General features: G+C 48.8%; 15 protein-coding genes. 2 read left to right on the top strand and 13 right to left on the bottom strand.

Going from position 1 to position 20,378, the window contains the following annotated elements:
* Positions 1-22: 22 nt before the first annotated feature.
* From MKY42_RS13390 to sbnA, 12 genes are all read right to left on the bottom strand, one after another.
* A complete protein-coding gene (locus MKY42_RS13390) occupies positions 23-610 on the bottom strand; it encodes a histidine phosphatase family protein (RefSeq protein WP_090896682.1) in 588 nt (195 codons plus the stop codon).
* Positions 607-2,916, bottom strand: coding sequence for a class I SAM-dependent methyltransferase (locus tag MKY42_RS13385; RefSeq protein ID WP_339851647.1), 2,310 nt, complete (start codon positions 2,914-2,916; stop codon positions 607-609). The genes MKY42_RS13390 and MKY42_RS13385 overlap by 4 nt, the downstream gene beginning before the upstream one ends.
* 43 nt (positions 2,917-2,959) lie before the next feature.
* The gene (locus MKY42_RS13380; protein WP_339851644.1) at positions 2,960-3,772 is read right to left on the bottom strand and encodes an aminoglycoside phosphotransferase family protein; all 813 of its coding nucleotides are present in this window, start codon (positions 3,770-3,772) and stop codon (positions 2,960-2,962) included.
* Between the two features lie 78 nt (positions 3,773-3,850).
* On the bottom strand, positions 3,851-5,449 hold the full coding sequence (locus MKY42_RS13375; protein WP_177185679.1) for a helix-turn-helix domain-containing protein: 1,599 nt from the start codon (positions 5,447-5,449) through the stop codon (positions 3,851-3,853).
* A 45-nt stretch (positions 5,450-5,494) separates the two neighbouring features.
* Entirely contained in the window at positions 5,495-6,502 is a 1,008-nt protein-coding gene (locus tag MKY42_RS13370) for an iron ABC transporter permease (protein WP_090896664.1), read from the bottom strand.
* Positions 6,499-7,500 (bottom strand): iron ABC transporter permease, encoded by a 1,002-nt coding sequence (locus MKY42_RS13365; protein WP_090896661.1) that lies wholly within the window; start codon positions 7,498-7,500, stop codon positions 6,499-6,501. The genes MKY42_RS13370 and MKY42_RS13365 overlap by 4 nt, the downstream gene beginning before the upstream one ends.
* 289 nt (positions 7,501-7,789) lie before the next feature.
* Entirely contained in the window at positions 7,790-8,761 is a 972-nt protein-coding gene (locus MKY42_RS13360; RefSeq protein ID WP_177185678.1) for an iron-siderophore ABC transporter substrate-binding protein, read from the bottom strand.
* A 134-nt stretch (positions 8,762-8,895) separates the two neighbouring features.
* Positions 8,896-10,968, bottom strand: a complete 2,073-nt coding sequence (locus tag MKY42_RS13355; protein ID WP_090896657.1) for an IucA/IucC family protein — start codon at positions 10,966-10,968, stop codon at positions 8,896-8,898.
* 24 nt (positions 10,969-10,992) lie between these two features.
* Positions 10,993-12,891 (bottom strand): IucA/IucC family protein, encoded by a 1,899-nt coding sequence (locus MKY42_RS13350; protein WP_339851641.1) that lies wholly within the window; start codon positions 12,889-12,891, stop codon positions 10,993-10,995.
* Between the two features lie 42 nt (positions 12,892-12,933).
* Positions 12,934-14,157 carry a type III PLP-dependent enzyme gene (locus MKY42_RS13345; protein WP_339851638.1) on the bottom strand — a complete coding sequence of 408 codons (1,224 nt, stop codon included), beginning with the start codon at positions 14,155-14,157 and terminating at the stop codon, positions 12,934-12,936.
* The gene (gene sbnB / locus MKY42_RS13340; protein WP_090896648.1) at positions 14,148-15,167 is read right to left on the bottom strand and encodes a 2,3-diaminopropionate biosynthesis protein SbnB; all 1,020 of its coding nucleotides are present in this window, start codon (positions 15,165-15,167) and stop codon (positions 14,148-14,150) included. The genes MKY42_RS13345 and sbnB overlap by 10 nt, the downstream gene beginning before the upstream one ends.
* A gap of 27 nt (positions 15,168-15,194) precedes the next feature.
* Positions 15,195-16,202 (bottom strand): 2,3-diaminopropionate biosynthesis protein SbnA, encoded by a 1,008-nt coding sequence (gene sbnA / locus MKY42_RS13335; protein ID WP_339851635.1) that lies wholly within the window; start codon positions 16,200-16,202, stop codon positions 15,195-15,197.
* A gap of 244 nt (positions 16,203-16,446) precedes the next feature.
* Between sbnA and MKY42_RS13330 the strand changes: the two genes are divergently transcribed.
* Positions 16,447-17,736 (top strand): MFS transporter, encoded by a 1,290-nt coding sequence (locus MKY42_RS13330; RefSeq protein ID WP_339851632.1) that lies wholly within the window; start codon positions 16,447-16,449, stop codon positions 17,734-17,736.
* A 24-nt stretch (positions 17,737-17,760) separates the two neighbouring features.
* Positions 17,761-19,605, top strand: a complete 1,845-nt coding sequence (locus MKY42_RS13325) for an IucA/IucC family protein (RefSeq protein ID WP_339851630.1) — start codon at positions 17,761-17,763, stop codon at positions 19,603-19,605.
* Between the two features lie 192 nt (positions 19,606-19,797).
* On the opposite strand, the gene MKY42_RS13320 is transcribed toward MKY42_RS13325, so the two are convergent.
* Positions 19,798-20,370: a GNAT family N-acetyltransferase gene (locus MKY42_RS13320; protein WP_339852885.1), complete on the bottom strand. Its 573-nt coding sequence runs from the start codon at positions 20,368-20,370 to the stop codon at positions 19,798-19,800.
* Between the last annotated feature and the right edge of the window lie 8 nt (positions 20,371-20,378).

The following is a 20,378-nucleotide window of genomic DNA, read 5'->3' as shown; positions in this document are numbered from 1 at the left end:
TAGAACGTGTTACCTAGAGAACCTAAACCTGTTCTTCCCACAATCGTGTTACCTGAACCAGCCTACTATCACGATCGAACTCAAGCTTGTAGATGTCCGGCATCGTTGTGTTTGCCCAGAAGTCATAACCATAAGATGGATCATAATAATTGAAAATCAACGTCATGATATCCCCATGGATGCCAATCACTATTTTTTGTCCCGCATGCCTATCCAGAATTCGCTGGATAACAGCAATTGCCCGTGCCCCAGCGACTTCGCCGGATTCACCGCCTGGATAAGCAAATGCAGGATCATCATAGAGCCTTTGTTTGGCTTCCCGAAAATGTTCATGCTTCACTTCAGGACCTGACAGCCCACGCTCACGTAAATCCTCTTCGGTGACCACAATGCCACCTGACACTTCGGCCAACCCCTGAATCGTATCCACGGCCCGTCTATACGGACTGGAATAAAACAACTGGATCTGCTCCCGATGGAGCAAACCCGCAACACTAGCCGCGTCTCTCTTCCCTTGTTCCGTTAGACCTCGCTCGCGTTCCTGCCCTTCGATATATTCAGATTCCGCATGCCTTACAAAATATAAAGCCGTGTTGGCTTCATTCGTCATCTGTCCGCCATTCCTTTCTTCTTTTCAATCACAATCAGGCAGGTGCTGTCTGGCAAAGGTGTAGGTTGACCCTGTTCATCCATAAATAGTATTCGTTCTCCAAGCGCCTCTGTATATCCTTCTTGAAGGAAGTGCCGGAATGTAATAATCTCGGCTTGCTCACCGAGCGCTTCGCGAATACAGTGCTCATATGCCGATGGGGTAAATATGCCGAATTGCTCCTGAATCTCATGAACATATGCTTCTTCGCCCCATGTATAGGTGTACAGAAATTCCATCGCATCGTTGATATCCAGCAGCGCCTCATTCTCGGAGATCCGCTCAAATTCAATGCTGCGTCCCTGGAAATCCTGCGCGTACCGCTCCAGCCATCGCATCCCATCGGGTTCAAGGAAACGAATCCGTCGCTTCTGTGCTTCGGGTTCAGTCATGATACCATCCCTGATCAGAATCCGGCCCCCGGGTGACAACACATTAAACGAACTTCCTAGCGCAGCAACGACTGTATCGCTGTTGAATCTGCGTCCGTCACGTTCAATATACGAATACAGTTCATGCAGAATGGATGAAAAAATAACCGTATCTACAGTACCTGGCTGCACGTATTGATCCAGTTGGAGAGCATCCCCCTTCAATACTTGCCAGCGATGTGCCTCCCGCTGCTTCTTGCGCTCCAACGCCTCAATGACATTCGCTGAAATATCAATGCCGATTGGTTCCATCTCAGGTCGCTCCTGCTCAATCAGATCGAGCAAGATTCCACCACCGGGACCGATATCGAGCACTCGTTTGCCAACCATATAATCCAACAGTACTTTCTTGTAATCACCTGAGCTGTTCATGTCGGCCAGATACGTCTCTTCATTATGGAATCGATCATACGCATCCCGACGCAATCCGAACAGGTCAAATAACAACAGCACAGCCTTCTCGTATAACGGGGACTTTTCTGCCTCAATACAGAATGCAATCAGCTTCTCAGCCGCCAGGGAAAATTCAAATGTCACAAACACCGTATCCCGCAAATCCGGGTGCCGTTCAATCCGATGTGTCAAATGAGGGTAAGTAATCGTCTCACCTGCTTCAATCTGCTCCCACGAATATTGCTCCAAATACTTTTCAATCATTCGTTTCTTGTAAATATTCAGTTTCTTGACACCTTTGTAGTCGTAATACATCGTGTTCATTAATGGTTCGAAGCTGATATGCCTTACCACATCCAATTGTTGCTCCTGCGAAGTCGAATTCAAGCCCACCGCTTCTTCTTCGGTTAATCTGCCTGTGCCTGTGCTGTTCTTCATCAAGTCATCCCCAGATACCACCATAGCTTCACTGCGCAGCGTCAAAAGGAAAATCTTAACCATCTCCTGCAACGAAAAATCGTGCAGCGCTGACTCCACATACCATAAGGTCCGATGAGCCAAAGGAGCGAGAATTTTCTCTATCTCAAGCTGGACTTGAAGTTTGGCATATGCTTCATCCATCGCTTCTCCCTGACGGATAGACGAGCTCCGCAAGCGTGACAGCCGCTCCTTCACATTCCAGTCTGTATGATCCGGCTCTGTAATGATCCAACCTACGATACGCTGCACTTCAGCCTGAACTTGATTCCACAACGCTGGATCAACGCCAGCAATGATGCATTCATTTAATGCGATCAGGATGGCCTGCAATTCATCTGCGGTGATCCAGCCTTGCGTTATGAACGAGTGCAGCGGGGCATTTTCGGCAAATGGGATTTCTCCTCTTATGTACTGACCAATAAGTCCGTGTGTGGCAATAAGGGTACGAATGATCTCATACCGAGGTGGGAGTGAACCATAAGCTGTTTGCACAATTTGTGTACTACCGCTTGGATCATCATTTGATAAATCACGCGAGGATTCTGATCGAGATGAATGTTCCTCCTCACGATGGCCTTGCTTGCCATGCAAATTTCCAACACTTCCATACATGTCATATAGCTGTGCTGAACCCACATTGTGCACGAACAGGTTAATCCCCTGTTTCTGCCATTTTCGCCGCTGTTTCGGTGATCCTGCCTTTGCCGTTTCCGACCAGACCAGCACATCCTCCAGAATTTCTCGCATCCAAAAAGAAACTTGAAGCTGCTCCAGCACCTGGAGTGTGCGTTCTACGTAATCCAGTACCGGATTTGTACCTTCCAGCTCAGCTATGGAATGAATGCGTTCCAGGTTAATATTCGGCTGCTCTGCCGCTGCCAGCAGCTGCAACCAAAGAGGCTGCTCTGCCTCCGGGAGATGGCCTGACTTGTAAGATTGTATGACCTTTAATGCGTTCAGCATTGCTTTCTTCACCTCGTTATCCTTGTTAGTTAATCTATATAGGTCATTTCAGCAGACGAATACGATCCTGCACAAGCTTAATTAACTGATCCTCTTCCACTGCAGGTAACCTTTCGTCTAGACGTGCAGCCGCGACAGGCAGAATCCAGGCATCCAGCTCCTGGCGGGATATCCCGGAAATCTGGATGTAATGTTGGATATAGTGATTAAGCATTACATTGCGAGCCAATTCAAATCCTTTATGAACAGCCGGGTCTGTATCCTCCGGCAACGTGCCGCTCATTAATATTACCCAGCTTCGTGCCACATCACCCGCCGGATCACCCGACATGCCTGTCATCCAGTCTATAACCCAATATCGATCTTTCGTTTCATTCAACATGACATTATCGGGATGAAAGTCGCCATGACAAATTTGCTTTCGCTCTGGAAGAGCGGACATATAATTGATAACCTGCGTCTTATCCTCTTCCGACAACAGAGAGGTATTTCGAATGGCTCCAGTAAGAATCTGCTTTTGTGTGGGAAGTATTCCTTCATCGTCCTGCTGAACGTGAAGGCTATGATGACAGACTGCCATTTGACGCGATAGTTCTTCGATCAGAGCGGGTTTTTGAATCATGAGGGATAACATCGTATTGCCTTCGATCCGTTCAAATATAATCCCTTTACGCGATACATCATCCTTAAACAATCTTGCCTGTGGCACAGGTAAGCCCTTTTGGAATACTGCCTCGGTAATTCGAAACTCATTCTGGACAGCTTCGGTTGGAAAATCCGCATGGTATAATTTCATAATCTGATTTGATGGGTACTCATAGATCTCAGCCGTTCGTCCTTGCCCAATCCGTCTCATTTTCTTCACTCTCCCTGACATAAGTAGTTTGCCTGTTGCTGCAGCTTCCCTGTTGAAATGCTAGCAGTTCAGCGGTGTTTATCGGTCTTGAGGTTCACCCACGGCTGCCATCAATTCATTCATAATCCGCTGTCTACCCAACGGAGTCCAGCTCATCACAAACCAATTGGGAATACGCTTAACTTTTCCATCCTTCACCGCCGGAATCTGGGGCCATACGGGCGTTCTGGTTAACTCATCATACATTTTGTCACTACCTGCTAGAATATGATGATGATGAATTAACAAATGTTCCGTCTCCAATACAGGCATGGCCTCCGGTTGCAGCTCCATACGCCACAGTTCTGCTGGAGCCTGATTACATGGGCGCAGGCCCAGCTCGCCGTATACCAATTCATTGAGCGGATGATTCACCCTGCCCTGAATGCCAATCGTCCTGTGGCTCACTTGCATGATGGTCATCCGTTCCTGGCCCAGTATCCGGCGCAATGTCTGGCCTGTTGTCTCAGTCTGCACATCCAGACGTGTCAGCATCTCCACAGCTTCGCGTTCCCGGTTCACCAACTCGGCAATTTTCTCAAAGTTTCCTTTCCAGTCCCACACAGAGAAATCCAGAAATACAGGCGCAGCGGTTTGTTTAAACTGCTCTCTGAACTCTGTATGATAATGATCGGCAATGATCATATCTGGATTGGACTGCTCCAATTCCAGCAGTTGTCTGTGCAATTGTTCCGCATACTGTTCATTGCTCTGACCTGGATACTGGAATAAATCCACCACACAGACCGGCTCAATTCCAACTGATTTCAGATGGTCGTCGAATCCGAGCGAGGATGCTACAGCCACCTTTAACTTGCCTCGCTTCATATATAATGTAGGAGATACACCCACCATGCGCTGAAACATGCGACTAAAGTAAAATTCACTTCGAAAACCAACCGCAGCTGCGACTTCTTTCACTCGACTATTCTTCGTATTCAGCATCTGCTTGGCCCGGGTCATGCGCACGTTGCTTAGGTACTCGACTGGAGGCAGACCTGTTTCGCTTCGGAACAAACGTGAAAAAGCAACCGGCGGCATGCCACCTGCTGCTTCAGCCAGCTGTTCAATGCTTACTTTGTCCGTATAGTGCTGCTCCATATAAAGGATGCTCCGTTCAACCCGTTCATCCATTACGGTACTCTGCTGTTCCGGTTCATTCTTCATAATATCTTGGATCAATTGCTCTAACTGAATTCTCAACTTCAATGAATCCCGATTTCGTTCCTGCCCACTGTGATGATACAACTGCACGATCTGTTGGAGGATCTGTTGTGGATGATGCACGGGAATATGCCCTGGTGAGAGTGCACCAGATAAGGACAAGGAAGGCAATGCTTCATATCTACCTCTGGTTTTGGTTAACCTAATCGGTTCAAACCATATACCATAATATTCAAACGTACTACCTTGTTCCGGGAATTCCACAATCATGCCGGGTACAAGCAAATATAACTGGAGAGGACGAACCTTCTGGAGCGCACCATCCAGCACAACAACTCCTTCGCCCTCTGTAATAAAGCATAATATGTATACAGGAACCCGAACATGCTTGGCTTGTCGGGTCATGGGAAACTTTCGTTTACGTACTGAAGATAAAAGATAGATTAGATTGGCTTCGTTCACATATGATGGCATGAAAAAATGCACCAGCCTTTCTTGCATTCTGAATCCTTTACTTCATTATATCCCTCTGCGTCGTAACAGCAAATACATCATATATGGAGCCCCGATAATCGCCGTAATTAATCCAGCTGGAATCTCATACGGAGCGAACCATGTACGTCCGGCGAGATCTGCGAGCATGACGATCAGTCCTCCAAGCAACGCCGCAATCGGCAAACGAATCAGACTCCGGCTGCCCGCTAGATGTCTTGCCATGTGAGGAGCCATTAAGCCAACAAACCCAATCGTTCCTGCCATCGACACCGCAGACCCGGCGAGCCCTACACTCATCAGAAGGAACAACACCCGCATGCTCTCCACCCGCAGACCCAATCCAGCAGCCGACTGGACATCCAGCAGAAACATATCCAGCCATCTGGCCATCCATATTAATAGAAGAAACAGGATGAGCAGCCACGGTAATAAAGGCCAAAAGTGTTCCCACGTTCTTCCGTATAGACTGCCTGCCATCCACACGGAAGCCTGGGAGACCCGGAATATTTTGCCCACCGTCAGTAAATACGTGATTAATGCGCCAGCCATTGCAGATATGCCCACACCAATCAGCAGCATGCGAACTGTGGAACTTGACTCTCCTTTTCTCCATGACAATCCATAGATTACCGTGGCCGCGAGAAAGGCTCCAATGAATGCAATCCACGGCATATGCCGCATTGGAAAAGTAGGAACCAGCACCATGACAGCAACCACCGCCGCAGCCGCACCCGAATTCAGCCCAATTACGCCAGGTGATGCCAGAGGATTCCTCGTAATGACCTGTAGGATTGTACCCGCCAATGCTAGACCGCATCCAACCAGAAAACCGATCAGTACCCGGGGCAGCCTTAACTGATGAATGGTGAAGTGATATTCCTGATCTCCCCTGCCCATCAGGCTGCGCAATACTTCTCCCGGAGGGATGGAGCGATCTCCCAACATCACATTAAGCACAAGCACCCCCACATTCAACAACAAGAGAATCAGAATAATGGTGAGTGCACGTCTCTTTATAATAGAAGAAATCATATCGATCTCTCCTTTCTTTGCGCCAGATAGATAAGGAAAGGAGCACCGAAGAAAGCTGTGACCACCCCAACAGGAATTTCCTGCCCTGGCAACACAAATCTCGCGCCAATATCTGCTGTGAGCAGCAGTAGTGCCCCTAGAACAGCAGCGTACGGCACTACCCAGCGATAGTCACTGCCTGTTATCGATCTTGCAATATGCGGAACGGCTAACCCGATAAATCCGATAGGTCCGGCAAGTGCGACAGCACTGCCAGCCAGCAGCACAATGGCGATAATACAGATGATCCTAATCATCTTCATTCGCTGTCCTAATCCTTGAGCCACTTCATCTCCTAAGCCAAAAATGTTCAATTGACTGCTTAATGCAAACGAACCGACGATGCCAGGGATCAGATAAGGCAGAATTTGAATAAAGAGATCGAGATCTCTGCCTGTCAATGAACCCGCTAACCAGAAGCGCATCGTATCCAGGGACTGCTCATTCAGGATGAGAATGCCTTGTGTCAATGAAGCAAATAACAAATTTAATGTAGCCCCTGCCAGAACTAGTTTGACGGAAGATAAGGGTTGTCTGCCCGTGGAACTAAGAAGGAAAACCAGCACACCTGCAACCGCCGCCCCCAACAGCGCAGACCATGCAAATAATTGCAGAGACGTCGTCCCCAGCCAAAAGGAAGCAAGCACCGCGGTAAGTGCCGCGCCATAATTAATGCCGAACAATTCAGGGCCTGCCAGAGCATTGCGGCTAATCGCCTGCATTAGGCACCCGGCCACAGCCAGTGAGCTGCCAACCACGGCGGCAATAACCGCTCTTGGCAGCCTAACGGTTTGAATGATCAGGTGTTCACGCGATCCGTCAAAGGCATAGAACGCAGCCACAACGGAACGCAATGGAATCTGTACGATGCCATACATGATGCTGAATAGAAATGCAAGAAGTGTCAACACGATGATGGTTGCTAAACCAGTGATTTTAAACCTGGTATTTGTGTTCATTTTTAAGCCTCCGACCTGCATGCTGCTTGATTTATGTACTTTAATAAGTTGTATAAATCATTTTAAAAAAACGGATTGTCAACATTTTTACTTCTATTATATAAGATCAAATATAGAGCACGAATATAACGTGGCACGAGCCTTATGCAGAAACATCAGAAAAATTGGATCGTCACATTCGACGACCCAATTTTACAGTTAAGCTATGACCACTTGGAAGCATAATTGCGAATGATAGTGCTGATTTCCCAATCCCCTATCTCTGGAAAAGGTGCAGCATATTTTGCGTTTAGTTGGCTACATAGGTGTTCAAGTCATCCACAACCTTGTTTACAGCCTGAATGCCCAGACCACTCATCCAGTACTCCCAATCAACCGGATGCACAGCTTGGTTTTGAACTCCTTTCAACGTCGCCCACAATTTACTTTTCTCCAGTTTGGCGAACGCATCCGGCTCACGGTTAAACCAGAAGATTACGTCACCATCGAGATCAGCAATCTGTTCTTCCGTAATATCCTTGGAGAAGCCTGCATCCTGCTGTGCTGCGGGACGAATAATTCCGGCATCTTCCATAATCGTACCTGCAAAGGTTTCTTTCAGATAGACCTGAATTTTGTCTTCACGGGGACGGAACAGCGATACTTCCTTGGCATCTTTGCCTGCAAGCGTGGATTTCAATTCCTCAATGCGCTGCTGATATGTATCCAACAGCTTCTTGCCATCTTCCAGCTTGTTTACAGCATTGGCATGAAGCTGCAGATTTTCTTTCCAGGTAACCCCGAGTGTTTCTACAAACACCGTAGGCGCGATTTGTTTTAACTGATCATGGATAGCATCATGTGTATCTTTATTACCAATGATCAAGTCCGGCTTCAGTGCATCGATAGCCTCCAGGCTTGGTTCATTCACCGATCCGATATTCTCAATGCCTTCTGTGCCTTTCAGATAGGCCGGGTATGGATCGCCTGCTGCGAGGATGGAAGGTGCGCCCACAGGTGTAATGCCTAACTCGAGCAAATTATCCAAGGCCCCAATGTCCAGTACCACAATTCGACTTGCATTGGTTGGAACCTGTACCTCACCATAAGCATCTTTGACGGTACGTGTATCTCCAGTATTGGCTACGGTTTCTTCTTGCTTTGGTTCGGTTGGAGCGGTTTCCGCTGCAGTACCATTAGCGGCACCCGATCCCGAATTTCCACAACCCGCGAGCACCAGCATCAGTACGGCCAACATCGCAAAATGTATCCATGATTTCATTCCAATTCTCTTTCTCTCTACTTGCATTCGATCCAACCCCCTGATCCTATTTAATAACCTAATCAATAATGATTATCATTATTAAAACAATATCCCACAATTCCAGTTTCTGTCCATGCAATATTCTTTTGATCTCATATACTATTTTTTATTCCATCGTCATTCAACCCATATTTATCCATAATCGAGTGCGCCAGTGGATTTGGAACCTGATGAATACGCAATTCATCATCTGGAAACAAACGCCGCTTCGTCAATTGCTCCACTCCAATCTCAGGATCAAACAAGGAATACAATTCGTAACGTTCATGAAATTCAGGAAAACGCTGTTGATAGTCGATAATGATCTTACGAGCTTTGTTCCAGAAGGTCTGCTCTCTGACCTCGTAATGCTCCTGTATGAACAAAGCCAGTTCTCCAAGATTGATAAAGAAAAAGGCATCGTGTATGAAATCCCGAACTTCTGTCGGTTCGTCCGTCTCCAGGAATGAATTGCGGTTCACACGGCGGTGATATTCCGGTACCTCGACAAGCGCTGGACAGAGCTTTGGATCGGCAAGGGCCTCTCTTGTAAATCGTATTCCATCGTGAAAATCCTTCAGCGCAATGCGTGAGGGCCTGCCTTCCCGGTGAATGAGCAGCATATTCTGTGCATGAGACTCCAGCGCAATCCCATGAGCGAACAACCAGTGAATGAGCGGTCGTACCGCAGTCAGCAGCAGCTCGGAAAGCCATTCATCAGAACCCAGCTTTTTCACCCAAGGATCAATTATCGGGCGCCCTGCATAGTCCAGTGTAGCTAATGCATTAAACGGAATCGCTGATTCACCCGGTTCCAGCCGGGAATGTACACTTTCCCTCCAAATGCAAGACATCACACCATACGAGAGGGGCTTCAAAGCATCCGGTGTCTGATGATTATCATATGCAACGCCAGCAATCTCCCCCAGAAGAATGACTCGCAGCTCATCTCTCAAATAGGGATCTTGCATGCTAATCCCCTGCAGCCAGTCGGTAATGAGAGGTGCATTCTCCACCGTATGTGGGGCGATCACCCTGCCTGTTGATGTGTTGATCATACTGAGCGACAGCTTTAGGTACGGTAAATTGGGACGTGATCGGTTAGCTAGCGTGCGGATCGACTGTTGAGCAGTGTACCGATCTTCGCTGCTGCCAAGCGGTACGATGCTTCCGTTACGAATATCTTCGGCAAGAACGGAACTGATCGTTGTTCGCCATTGCCACGGATGGACTGGCATCAGCACATATTCTGCCGGATCAGTACCCATTTCCTGTAGTGACGTGAGGAAGCGTTCCAGCACTTGTTCGCCAAGTTGATCCTGAAGCCATTCCCTTGCAGCCGGTCCATGTTCATTCGTACCATGACTTATCCGTGCGTTTTGTTTATGAATTCCGACCCATATCGGTTTAAAGCATCCGCCGAACTCGGGTCCATATTCAAGCTGATCTTCGATTCGGAAGCCGATACGGGATTTATAACTTGGATGATATGGATGGCCCTCGATAATTCCACTTTCCCAGTCTTCATCGGGAAGAGCATGTAAATCATTCTGCCGCTCAGCCCGTACATATCGCGCCAGCGTGTCATTGATCAGCGTCTGCTCCAGTTCTTTAACAAAATGCAGCAGCTTCCCTTCATCCGCGCCTATCGCTGGTCCGACTTCCAGCAAAAATAGAGAAATCGACTCCGCTTCTTGCCCAACTGCAGCTACAGCCTGAATAGGTTCTCCCTTTTGAATGCTGCTACTTCCCGAAACCCAAGCCGGAATCTCATCCACATAGACACGTCTTGTAATCGGTTCATGGTTCAACCGCAAACGACCAAAGGTCAGATGCCTCGTTCCCCTACATGCGTAGATAACCCGTTCGCCGTTCAAACCAATGCCTTCCATTTCCCAAACGTCGAACCCCTGCTCCTTCCGTGAGCTATATGCAATAACACCTTCGTACATCAAGGATTCAACCAACTGCCTGAATATGCGTCTACGTGCCTCCGTAAAGTGCTGTGAAGACAGCGCTGCGGTGTACAGTTTTCTTTGCTGATCTAGCCAATGCTCCTTCTCCACTCCAAGTCTAGAACTTGCAACACCATTTTCTAACTGGCTGGTGGAGTCCTCTGTGCAAAACGGTTGTCTATCCTGATCCTCATCATGGCTCCGATATTCAGATATTCTCTTACTTTCCATGCGTATGCTCTCCTCCCCTCCTGATTAGTGCTGTCGCACTGGCCTGTAGACATGCAGTGGATTATTTACCCGATGCACACAATCCCCCGGCCCTTCATGAATTCGCCGTCTGGTCAACTGTTCCACTTCGATCTCGGATGCAAAAACATCAAACTGTTCAAATCGCGCCTGTAACTCCGGGAACCGCTCCTGGTAATTCAAAATGACTTCGGCAGCCATGCGCCACCATTGCTTTTCACTCAAACCAAAATGCTTCTCCAGAAAAAATGCCACTTCGGTCAGGTTGATAAAAAGCAACGCGTCCAACATAAAGTCCTTCACCTCGGAAGGATCTTCCTTCTCCACAAACGAATTGCGATTCACCCGCTGATGGTTTGCAGGCGGATATTCAATATCCGGGTATCCAAACGGGTGAGGAATGGATGGGCAGTAACGGATACCGTCATGGAAATCCTTAAGCGCAATCCGGCTGGGCCATCCCTGTTTCAGCACGATGATCATATTTTGCGCATGCGATTCAAGCGCAGCTCCGTGCACGTACAGCAGATGTATCAGCGGTACCACCGCCACATTCAGCAATTGCCGTGCCCAGCGATCCAGGCAATATTGGTTTATCCACGGTTTAATGACCGGAATGCCCTGCTGATCGAGATGACACAGCGCATTGAATGGCAAAGCCTCTTCTCCTGCCATTAAGCGCGTGTGCAGACTTTCCCGCCAGATAGCCCCGAGTGATCCGTATATTTTGTGCTCCATCAGATTAGGCAGTTTCTGGTGATGGTACGATACCCCCGCAATCTCCTTCAGCACAATCAGACCAAGCTCATCCTGTAAAAACGTATCCTCTGCCACCACACGACCAAGCCAGTCCGAGATACGGGCTGCATTCATGATCGTGTGCTGTGCGAGAATTCGGCCGGATGACGTATTCACCATATTCAGCGGCAGTTTGACATATGGTTTATCGCGATGACTCACATTCGTCAATGTGCGAATGGATTGTTGAGGACGGTACGTGTCACCTGCTTGACCCAGATATATAAACTCCCCTGTTCGGAGTTGCTCCGCACATGCCACCGATATGATTCGCTCCCACTGCCAGGGATGCACAGGAACGAATACATATTCATCCACACGTACAGCCCCATCCGTACTCACCTTCTCCTCAACATCCGCATCGGCATCTGCATTGTCATTGGCATTGGAACTCAATTTCAAATCCGCACTTGAGATAGCTTCCTGCAAAATCAACTTGAATTCTTGTAGCTCCTGCCCCAGCTCGTTATGGATAAACTCAGCATAGGTGTCCAATGAAGACGAAATGGATATTTGGGCCGCATCCTGTTTCATCGCAATCCAGACCAACTTGAATTCCGGCCCGAACTCCGGTCCATAAGCTTCATTGTCAGAGAGCGTGAATCCAACTCTGGATTTGTAACAAGGATGATACGGATGCCCTTCAATCAGGGCAGATTCCCACTCGTCATAATCCGATACCTGAGGTTCGGGCTGACCAGCACGCCATCGCACAGACAGCGTGTCCTTCAGATGGGTTTGCTGAAGCTCATCCATGAATTGCCCCAGCTGAGCTTCTGATGTGGGAATATGTGCAGCCATCTCCAGTAAAAAACGAGGAATGGAATCCGCTTCCTCTCGATCTATCGATGTTATCCGCATAATCGGTTTATCTGACAGCCGAATGCGATCAAAGCTCTCTTTTCGAACAGCCCAAAAGGTGTATTCCACCTGCTCTCCTGTCTCCGCCTCCCCTCGCAGGGTATACTCTGCCTCCGCATGAGGCCCGATCACCGATTCACTCAAGATTTTCTCATACAAAAACGACTCCACCAATTGCCTGAAAATACGTCGTCGCACCATTATCCACTCTTCGGACCTGACCAATGCTGCTGTTAGACCGTTCATATGACACCTCCCATGATTGCACTGCCTCAAACCGTTCATGTGTTACTGCAAATAAATGTGCTCCGGATGCGGATGACTCAAAAAGTCATGATGCGAGATCGCCCACCCGTAGGCGCCCGCGAAGTGGAACAGCAAAATGTCTCCTGCCCGAACTCTGCCTGACGTTATATCACTTGCCAAAATATCCTTCGGTGTACATAGCTGGCCTGCCACTGTAAAAGCGGCTTCCTTCACCTCGGGTCTGTCATACGGATGCGTCCAGTTCTCCACCTCAATCACCTCGAACGGATGACTGTGCTGCCAAGAAACGGGCAGGCGAAAATGATGTGTACCGCCACGCACGATGACATATGTTTTGCCGTGGTTGACTTTAACGTCAAGCACCTCGGTTGCATAATACCCACTCGATGCCGTAAGGTAACGCCCACATTCGAACAACAAAGTCGTTTCCGAAGGCAGTTCCTTTTGCAATACCGGTGCAATACCATTGACAAATGTGTTCCAGTCGAACTGTTGCTCCAGATGGGCATAGTTCACACCAATTCCACCCCCGGCATTCAAATACCGAAGCGTGAAACCATATTGCCTCGCCCAATCCCGCGCGATCGTGCAGTAATACTCAACCAGTTTCACATGCTGCTCCGCATCCAGGTTGTTCGAAAGGGAGTGAAAATGAAAGCCTTCCACCTGAATATGTGGCAAATGCCGGAGCTGGTTCATGACTTGTGGCAGCATGGCCTCGTCGATTCCGAACTGGGTCGGACGACCGCCCATCGCCAGTGTCGCCTGCGGCAGTGGACCTTTCAGGTTAATCCGCAGCAAAACGGATACCCGAACGTCATTTTGACTCGCAATCTCGTTCAGCTTGTTCAATTCGTGCATACTCTCCACATGGATAAGCTGCACTTTATGCGCTATCGCACCCCGCAGTTCGGCTTCCGTCTTGCCTGGTCCACCAAACAGAATCGGAATATCCGCAGAGACTTGTCTCACCTTCACGATCTCGCCCAAAGATGCCACTTCAAAGCCATGTACTACAGGGGCCAGCGCTCGAAGCACCTCTTCTTCCGAGTTGGCTTTGATGGCATAGAACAGCTGACTAGAATCCGGCATGGATTGTACACGTTGACGCACATGAGCGACGAGTGCTGTTACATCCCGGATGTAGGCACATACCGGTTCGTTCTGCTGTTCTTTCAGTGCCAATAGATGCTCACGAACTCTCTCAACCTGAGGCATACGCCATGTATTCAACTCTACAACCATAAACGTGTGCCCTTTCCTTGTTCAACTGCTCTTGCGTACATCTCTGCCGCACTGGAAATATCCTCAATCGCCATCCCCATCGGGTTCAGCACTATAATCTCCTCCTCATGTTCGCGTCCTGGCTTTTCCCCTATCAGGATCTCGCCGAGTTCAGCGTGAAGCTGCTCACGGGAGAATTTGCCTTCCAGCACCAGCTGATTAATAATCTTTTTCTCCCGGTTGGACTGATCCCAGTCGTCCACGACCACTTTGTCTGCCTGCGTAAATACATCCTTGTGCAAATCCATAATCGAGATGTTGCTGACAAATGTACCTTTGGCAATCCATTCAAACGGAATATGCGGCGATGAGGCTACCGTAGCTGTTACGAGTACTTCCGCTTGTCGTACCGCTTGTTCTGACGAATCTTCCACCAGCACTTCAACCTGATCAAAACGCAAACCAATTTCATCGGCAAGCTGGCGGGCCGTATCGGCATTCAGGTCATGCAGATAGATGGTCCGAATGGAGTCAAATTGTTCGAGGAGCGAGGTGATCTGCATTCTGGCGATCACCCCGCAGCCAATCACGCTCACTGTGCGAAAGCTTTCTCTGGCTAAATACCTTGCCCCGATGGCTGTAACTGCCGCCGTACGCATCCCGCTGATCACGCTGCCTTCCATCACCGCCACCGGATAGTTGCTTTCCGGATCATTAAGGATAATAAGGGCGCTTGCACGTTCCTTGTGACGCTTGGCCGGATTATCATGTTTGCTCCCAATCCACTTGAGACCACTAATTGCTACATCGCCACCTACATACGCAGGCATCGCAATAATGCGATCGGCAATATGACCGCTCTCCTCGTTAACCCGCAGATAAGGCTTCAACGGCTGCACGATATCCCGCTTGGCATGAAGCTCCAATGCACGGGTTACTGCTTTGACATATGGCTCTGAATACAGCCCTCCCAGATCTATAATATCCTGTTTACTCATATACAAAAGGCTATGATCCTGAACGGTACTCATATCTGATCTCTCCTCCGAGATAAATTTTTATAGACTCTTGATCGTTTGGCTTGGCGGTAATTGATTAACCCATTGCTCGTCATACACACTGTCCAGATAACGTTCTCCACGATCTGCGAAGACAGTAACCACCTTGGCTGAAGGCCGCAGGGTTGGAACCAGTTTCTCCAGTGCAGCAACCAGTGATCCGGACGAACCTCCTGCAAAAATGCCTTCCCGTTCCAGCAGCTTCTGGCAGCCCAGCACGGATTCCCGATCATCCACATGAATAACTTGGTCAATCTCGTTCGGGCTGAATAACTCAGGGACCCGGTTGGCGCCGATACCCGGCAGTTCACGCTTACGGGATGGTGTGCCAAAAATGATCGATCCGACTGCATCAACGGCTACAATCCGCGCATGCGGATTTGCCTCTTTCACGCGGCGGGATATACCCAGAATGCTTCCAGTCGTACTCACTGCACACACTAGTACGTCTATCTGTCCATCCATTTGCTCCACAATCTCCTGACCTGCACCATGATAGTGAGCTTGCCAGTTCAAAGGGTTGGCATACTGGTTGATCCAGTAACCTGCCGGGTCCTGACTTGCTAATTCCTTGACTCTGCGAATGCGGGATTGCAAATAACTTCCGTGTTCGTCCGGTTCAGTCACCATGTCAACCTGTGCCCCGAGGTAGGTTATCATTCTCAGATTCGTCGATGTGATTTTGGGATCAACCACACAGGTGAATTTCAGTCCATATCGTTTGGCGGTTAATGCGAGACCAATTCCCAGATTTCCTGAAGTGCTCTCGATGAGATGTGTATCCGGTTTGATCGTTCCGTCTCGCAGACCCTGCTCGATAATGTATCGTGCAGGTCGGTCTTTCATGCTGCCGCCGGGGTTCATCATTTCCAGCTTGGCATACACCGACACTCCTGAAGATCCGAACAGAGAATTCAAGCGAACCAGTGGTGTTTGACCGATACAATCGATAATGGAATCCGCAACTTTTAACGATCGATCCTTGATTTGCAGGGTACTTTGTTCCATGTGTTTACACCAGCTTTCTGGGCCTATTGTTGTCCAAAATCACTTTATTGATAATGATTATCATTTTCAAAATTGGACACAGGGCCTATTATGCATATCCTTTTTTTTCCTGTCAACACTAAAATTTTTGGAAAGTTTTTGAAAAATTTAAGGTTGACATTGAGAATCATTCTTGATAATCTGATCAGCAATTGGTTTCAAATTGCCAAAATCAAGGTGGTGTAGCAGACATATGCTGTCTCAAATGGCATGGAAACAGAGCGTCCGCATTTTGTGGGGTGGACGCTTTCTTTCCAGTGCCGGGCTGACTGGAATCAGCCCTTTTATACCGTACTACATGGAGCATCTGAACGCGGGAACGCCGGAAGAAGTGCTGATGTGGACAGGTCTGTCCGTATCTGCACCTGCTCTATCCTACGCACTTCTGACCCCTTTTTGGGGCAAGATCGGAGATCGTTGGAGTCGAAAATGGATGGTTGTCAGAGCGCTGGTCGGACTGGCCCTTAGCATGTTTCTAATGGGCATTGCCCAGACGCCCTTTCAATTCTTTTTGTTCCGTCTCTGCCAGGGGGCTTTCGGTGGCATATCTGATGCGAGCAGTGCGTTTGTGGGAACCCATGCCCCTGACCAAAAGCAGGGCTCTGCGCTCGGACAGTTGGAGCGGGCATCGGCAGCAGGCCTGCTCGTTGGACCACTGCTTGGAAGCATATGTGTAAACACATGGGGAAGTCGTCCGCTATTGTTCATTACGGCCTCGTTGACATTGAGCTTTGCTGTGCTTGCCGCAATCGTATTAACGGGGGCAACAACGCATCGAACGCGTACGGCCAAGAAGAATACTCTGGTATCTCCTGTGGAACAGCACCAGCCTTCGGTCGCTTTGTTGAACAATCATGGCAAAAACAGAAACAAAAGCGGAATTATCCATGCCTTTGTTTCTCTAGTTACACATCCGATTGCCCGAAGACTCGTTATCGCAGGCATCATTTTCAAGCTTGCAGATTTCGCAACGTTTACGATGTTTACCCCGTTTATTCGTGAAATCGTGCCTTCCTCGGGTGCAGCTGCGCTTACGGTCGGAGTTCTGCTCGCGATGTCATCGGTTGGCGAACTGGTTGGCGCATCGTGGTGGGGCAAGCGAAACGATCGTTACTTACCCGAACGCAATCTCCGGCTGGCTGGTTTGTTATGCGGCTTGTGCCTGCTTGCACATACACTTCCATTCGGGGTGGCCTGGCTGCTGGTTGTACGTTTTCTGCAAGGATTCTTCTACAGCGCCCTATTGCAGACGGTCATGCTCAACGTGCTGAAATCCTCCACCGATCAGGATCGGGGCGTGCGCATCGGAGCTACCAACAGCATGTTAATGGCTGGTCAGATTGCCGGTCCGTCCATTGGGGTTCTAATCGGAGGTGTCTGGGGAATTCCAGCTGTATTTCTCGTCATGGGGACAGTCATGCTCGCCGCTTCGCTTGCTGTACGCCGCCCGGCGGTTCATGAGCCAAAAGCTCCCGTACAACTGCCGCTCCAATAATTTGTGAAAGGATGATAATCAATCATGACCAAGGATAACGTCACCATCGACACATTCCAGCAGACAGTTCACCCCTCTTCAGTATCCCCAAGTGGACTTGCCCGTCAGGAGATGCTAAGCCGGATATTGAACGCCTATCTTCGAGAAACCGAACAGCATGATCCTTATGTTCGAATTGCCACGCGGCCAGACCTTTCGCTTGTTATTGAGCTTCCGCGTACTGGTCAGAAGATATATGGAAATCTGCTTCATCGTTCCGCCGCCGGACATCATGTCTATGGCGACACGTTTCACATTGCAGAATCAGACGAGGCACAGCCCGATGGTTGGAGAGAGGTTTCTTTTGAACAAATAACGACGCTGTTGCTTGATGAAATATCATCTGTAGAACCCAATCCTGAAGCCCGAATGTTGAAACGGGCCGAGCTGGAGCAGATGGTTTACAACAGTTTGGAGCATATGACCTCTTATCTGGAGCACGCATTGAATGCAGAGTCTCCTGTAACATTGGATTTTCGCTATCTGGAACAGGCGCTGCTATGTGGTCATCCATTTCATCCAACGCCGAAAAGTCTGGAGGGCTTCAGTTCTTCGGATTCGCGTGCCTATTCGCCTGAATTTGGCGTTAGCTTCCCTCTCAGCTGTTTTGCGGTGGCACCTGAACTTGTGTTGGAGGATTGGCTGGATATCGTGGACTATGGCAGTGAAGCACCCTGGGTTCCTGCGGAAATGGCCGAGGCTGCTTGGAAGCTCCTCCCTCTGGAAAGTAAACACTATGTCCTGCTCCCTTGTCATCCTTGGCAGGCTTCCTATTTGCGGACACTTGAACCTGTAAAGTCCTTATTGCAGCAAGGTACTTTGATTGATCTGGGCACTACCGGGCCTTCCGTGTATCCTACCTCATCGGTGCGCACGGTCTGGAATCCGAAGGAAGGTTGTTTCTACAAGCTGTCTCTTCATATTCGAATTACAAATTTTATTCGCGAGAACAATGAAGAGCAGTTGCTGCGCACACTGGATGCATCCAGGATTGTAAAACAGATTCAGGATCACTGGACGTCAGAGAAATTTCAAATTTTGCTGGAAAAAGGCTACCGTAGCTTGAAGCTACCGGAGATACCTTCGTTCACTCAGGAGGCGTTGATCTCAGGCTTTTCCATGATCCTGCGCGAAGCACCAGAGTCTTGCAGCTCTGCTACAGGGGCCCCTTATGTTGTGGCCTCTCTCATGGAGGTGCTTCCCGGAGAAACTGAACCTTTGTTGTTCCGGGCTGTCCGGGAAAGTCTTCAATCATCTTTGTCGCCGGATCGTGTAAATGATATGAGAGTGCAGACAGACTGGTATGAATGGCTTCGTCAATATCTGGAGTTGTCCATGGTTCCACTTGTGGAACTGTATGCCGAGACAGGCATTAGTCTGGAAGCTCATGTACAGAATTCCATGCTGCGTCTTGAAGATGGCATGCCTGCCACTTTTGTGGTTAGGGATCTGGAGGGCATCAGTGTCAATCGAGTCTTAGCGGAACAGCAAGGTTGGATCAATCAGGTAGTCAATGCCAACAGTCCTGTTTTGTATACCGAAGAAGAATCACGGCATCGATTGAAATATTATTTCTTTGTCAATCACCTCAGTCATGTGGTGCAGCGCCTGGCATACTATACTGGTCAACTGGAGCAGCCATACTGGAGGGTGGTGAGAAATACATTGGAGGACCTTCGGAAAAAGACAGCCGAGTCCTCGCACATCAACGACGTTATTCGTGATCTGTTGACCACCGAGACCTTACCGGCCAAAGCCAATCTGCTCAGCCGGTTCCATCAGCGTGGTGAGACGCCGCTATACGTCAACATTCCCAATCCAATGAGGTAAGGCGATTCCTTTTATCTGCTCCAATTCATTCAACAGGCCATTTAGCGGTCCATTAAGCATTACACCCAACCTCCAATATTTGCATACCAAAAAACGGCCCTGGAGAACAACACAACGTGTTCTTCCAGGAACCGTTTCTTTCTTTCTTTTGAATCATTTTCTAATTCATTCCTTATCTCAGCTCAAACTATTCTATTCAAACTCATCGCCTCTTACCTTGGCAAACACCATCATATCTACTAACGTACCTGTACTGTCACGCCGTATCTTGCGCAATACACCTTCAAGCGTATAGCCTGCGCGCTCAGCCACTTTGGCACTTCGCACATTGCGGGCATCACATCGGATTTCCAGCCGGTTCGCCTCCAGATAGGTTATTGCGAACTGCTCAATGCCACTGACCGCTTCTGTCATGAGACCCTCACCGGCACGAGAAGTTCTGATCCAGTAACCGATCTCGAAACAGCGTGCATTCCAGTCGATTCGATGCAGTCCGCTGCTGCCCACGAATTCATCCGTAAATCTGTCACGTAAATGAAGCATCATGTCGGTACGCTCCAGAAATTGCAGCATGGCTTTGCGGGCATTCGCTTCCGATTCCTCCAATGAAGGTATGCTCTCGGCAAAAGGCAGCCACAAACGTAATTGCTCCGCACTTTCACGAATTGCCTCATTCACTGCGGCTCCATCTCCCCACCTCGGGGCACGAATAGTCAAACGCGGTGTATCAAAACTTTCGGGAAATGACAGCATTAACGGATTCATTGAAGAGG

The sequence above is a fragment of the Paenibacillus sp. FSL W7-1088 genome, from assembly GCF_037969855.1.
Classification (GTDB): domain Bacteria; phylum Bacillota; class Bacilli; order Paenibacillales; family Paenibacillaceae; genus Paenibacillus.
This window is presented reverse-complemented; position numbering and strand designations above follow the sequence as displayed.

Coding starts and splice junctions, on each gene's coding strand:
- MKY42_RS13390 (WP_090896682.1), bottom strand. CDS start 610: ATGACGAATGAAGCCAACACGGCTTTATATTTTGTAAGGCATGCGGAA.
- MKY42_RS13385 (WP_339851647.1), bottom strand. CDS start 2,916: ATGCTGAACGCATTAAAGGTCATACAATCTTACAAGTCAGGCCATCTC.
- MKY42_RS13380 (WP_339851644.1), bottom strand. CDS start 3,772: ATGAGACGGATTGGGCAAGGACGAACGGCTGAGATCTATGAGTACCCA.
- MKY42_RS13375 (WP_177185679.1), bottom strand. CDS start 5,449: ATGCCATCATATGTGAACGAAGCCAATCTAATCTATCTTTTATCTTCA.
- MKY42_RS13370 (WP_090896664.1), bottom strand. CDS start 6,502: ATGATTTCTTCTATTATAAAGAGACGTGCACTCACCATTATTCTGATT.
- MKY42_RS13365 (WP_090896661.1), bottom strand. CDS start 7,500: ATGAACACAAATACCAGGTTTAAAATCACTGGTTTAGCAACCATCATC.
- MKY42_RS13360 (WP_177185678.1), bottom strand. CDS start 8,761: ATGAAATCATGGATACATTTTGCGATGTTGGCCGTACTGATGCTGGTG.
- MKY42_RS13355 (WP_090896657.1), bottom strand. CDS start 10,968: ATGGAAAGTAAGAGAATATCTGAATATCGGAGCCATGATGAGGATCAG.
- MKY42_RS13350 (WP_339851641.1), bottom strand. CDS start 12,891: ATGAACGGTCTAACAGCAGCATTGGTCAGGTCCGAAGAGTGGATAATG.
- MKY42_RS13345 (WP_339851638.1), bottom strand. CDS start 14,157: ATGGTTGTAGAGTTGAATACATGGCGTATGCCTCAGGTTGAGAGAGTT.
- sbnB (WP_090896648.1), bottom strand. CDS start 15,167: ATGAGTACCGTTCAGGATCATAGCCTTTTGTATATGAGTAAACAGGAT.
- sbnA (WP_339851635.1), bottom strand. CDS start 16,202: ATGGAACAAAGTACCCTGCAAATCAAGGATCGATCGTTAAAAGTTGCG.
- MKY42_RS13330 (WP_339851632.1), top strand. CDS start 16,447: ATGGCATGGAAACAGAGCGTCCGCATTTTGTGGGGTGGACGCTTTCTT.
- MKY42_RS13325 (WP_339851630.1), top strand. CDS start 17,761: ATGACCAAGGATAACGTCACCATCGACACATTCCAGCAGACAGTTCAC.
- MKY42_RS13320 (WP_339852885.1), bottom strand. CDS start 20,370: ATGAATCCGTTAATGCTGTCATTTCCCGAAAGTTTTGATACACCGCGT.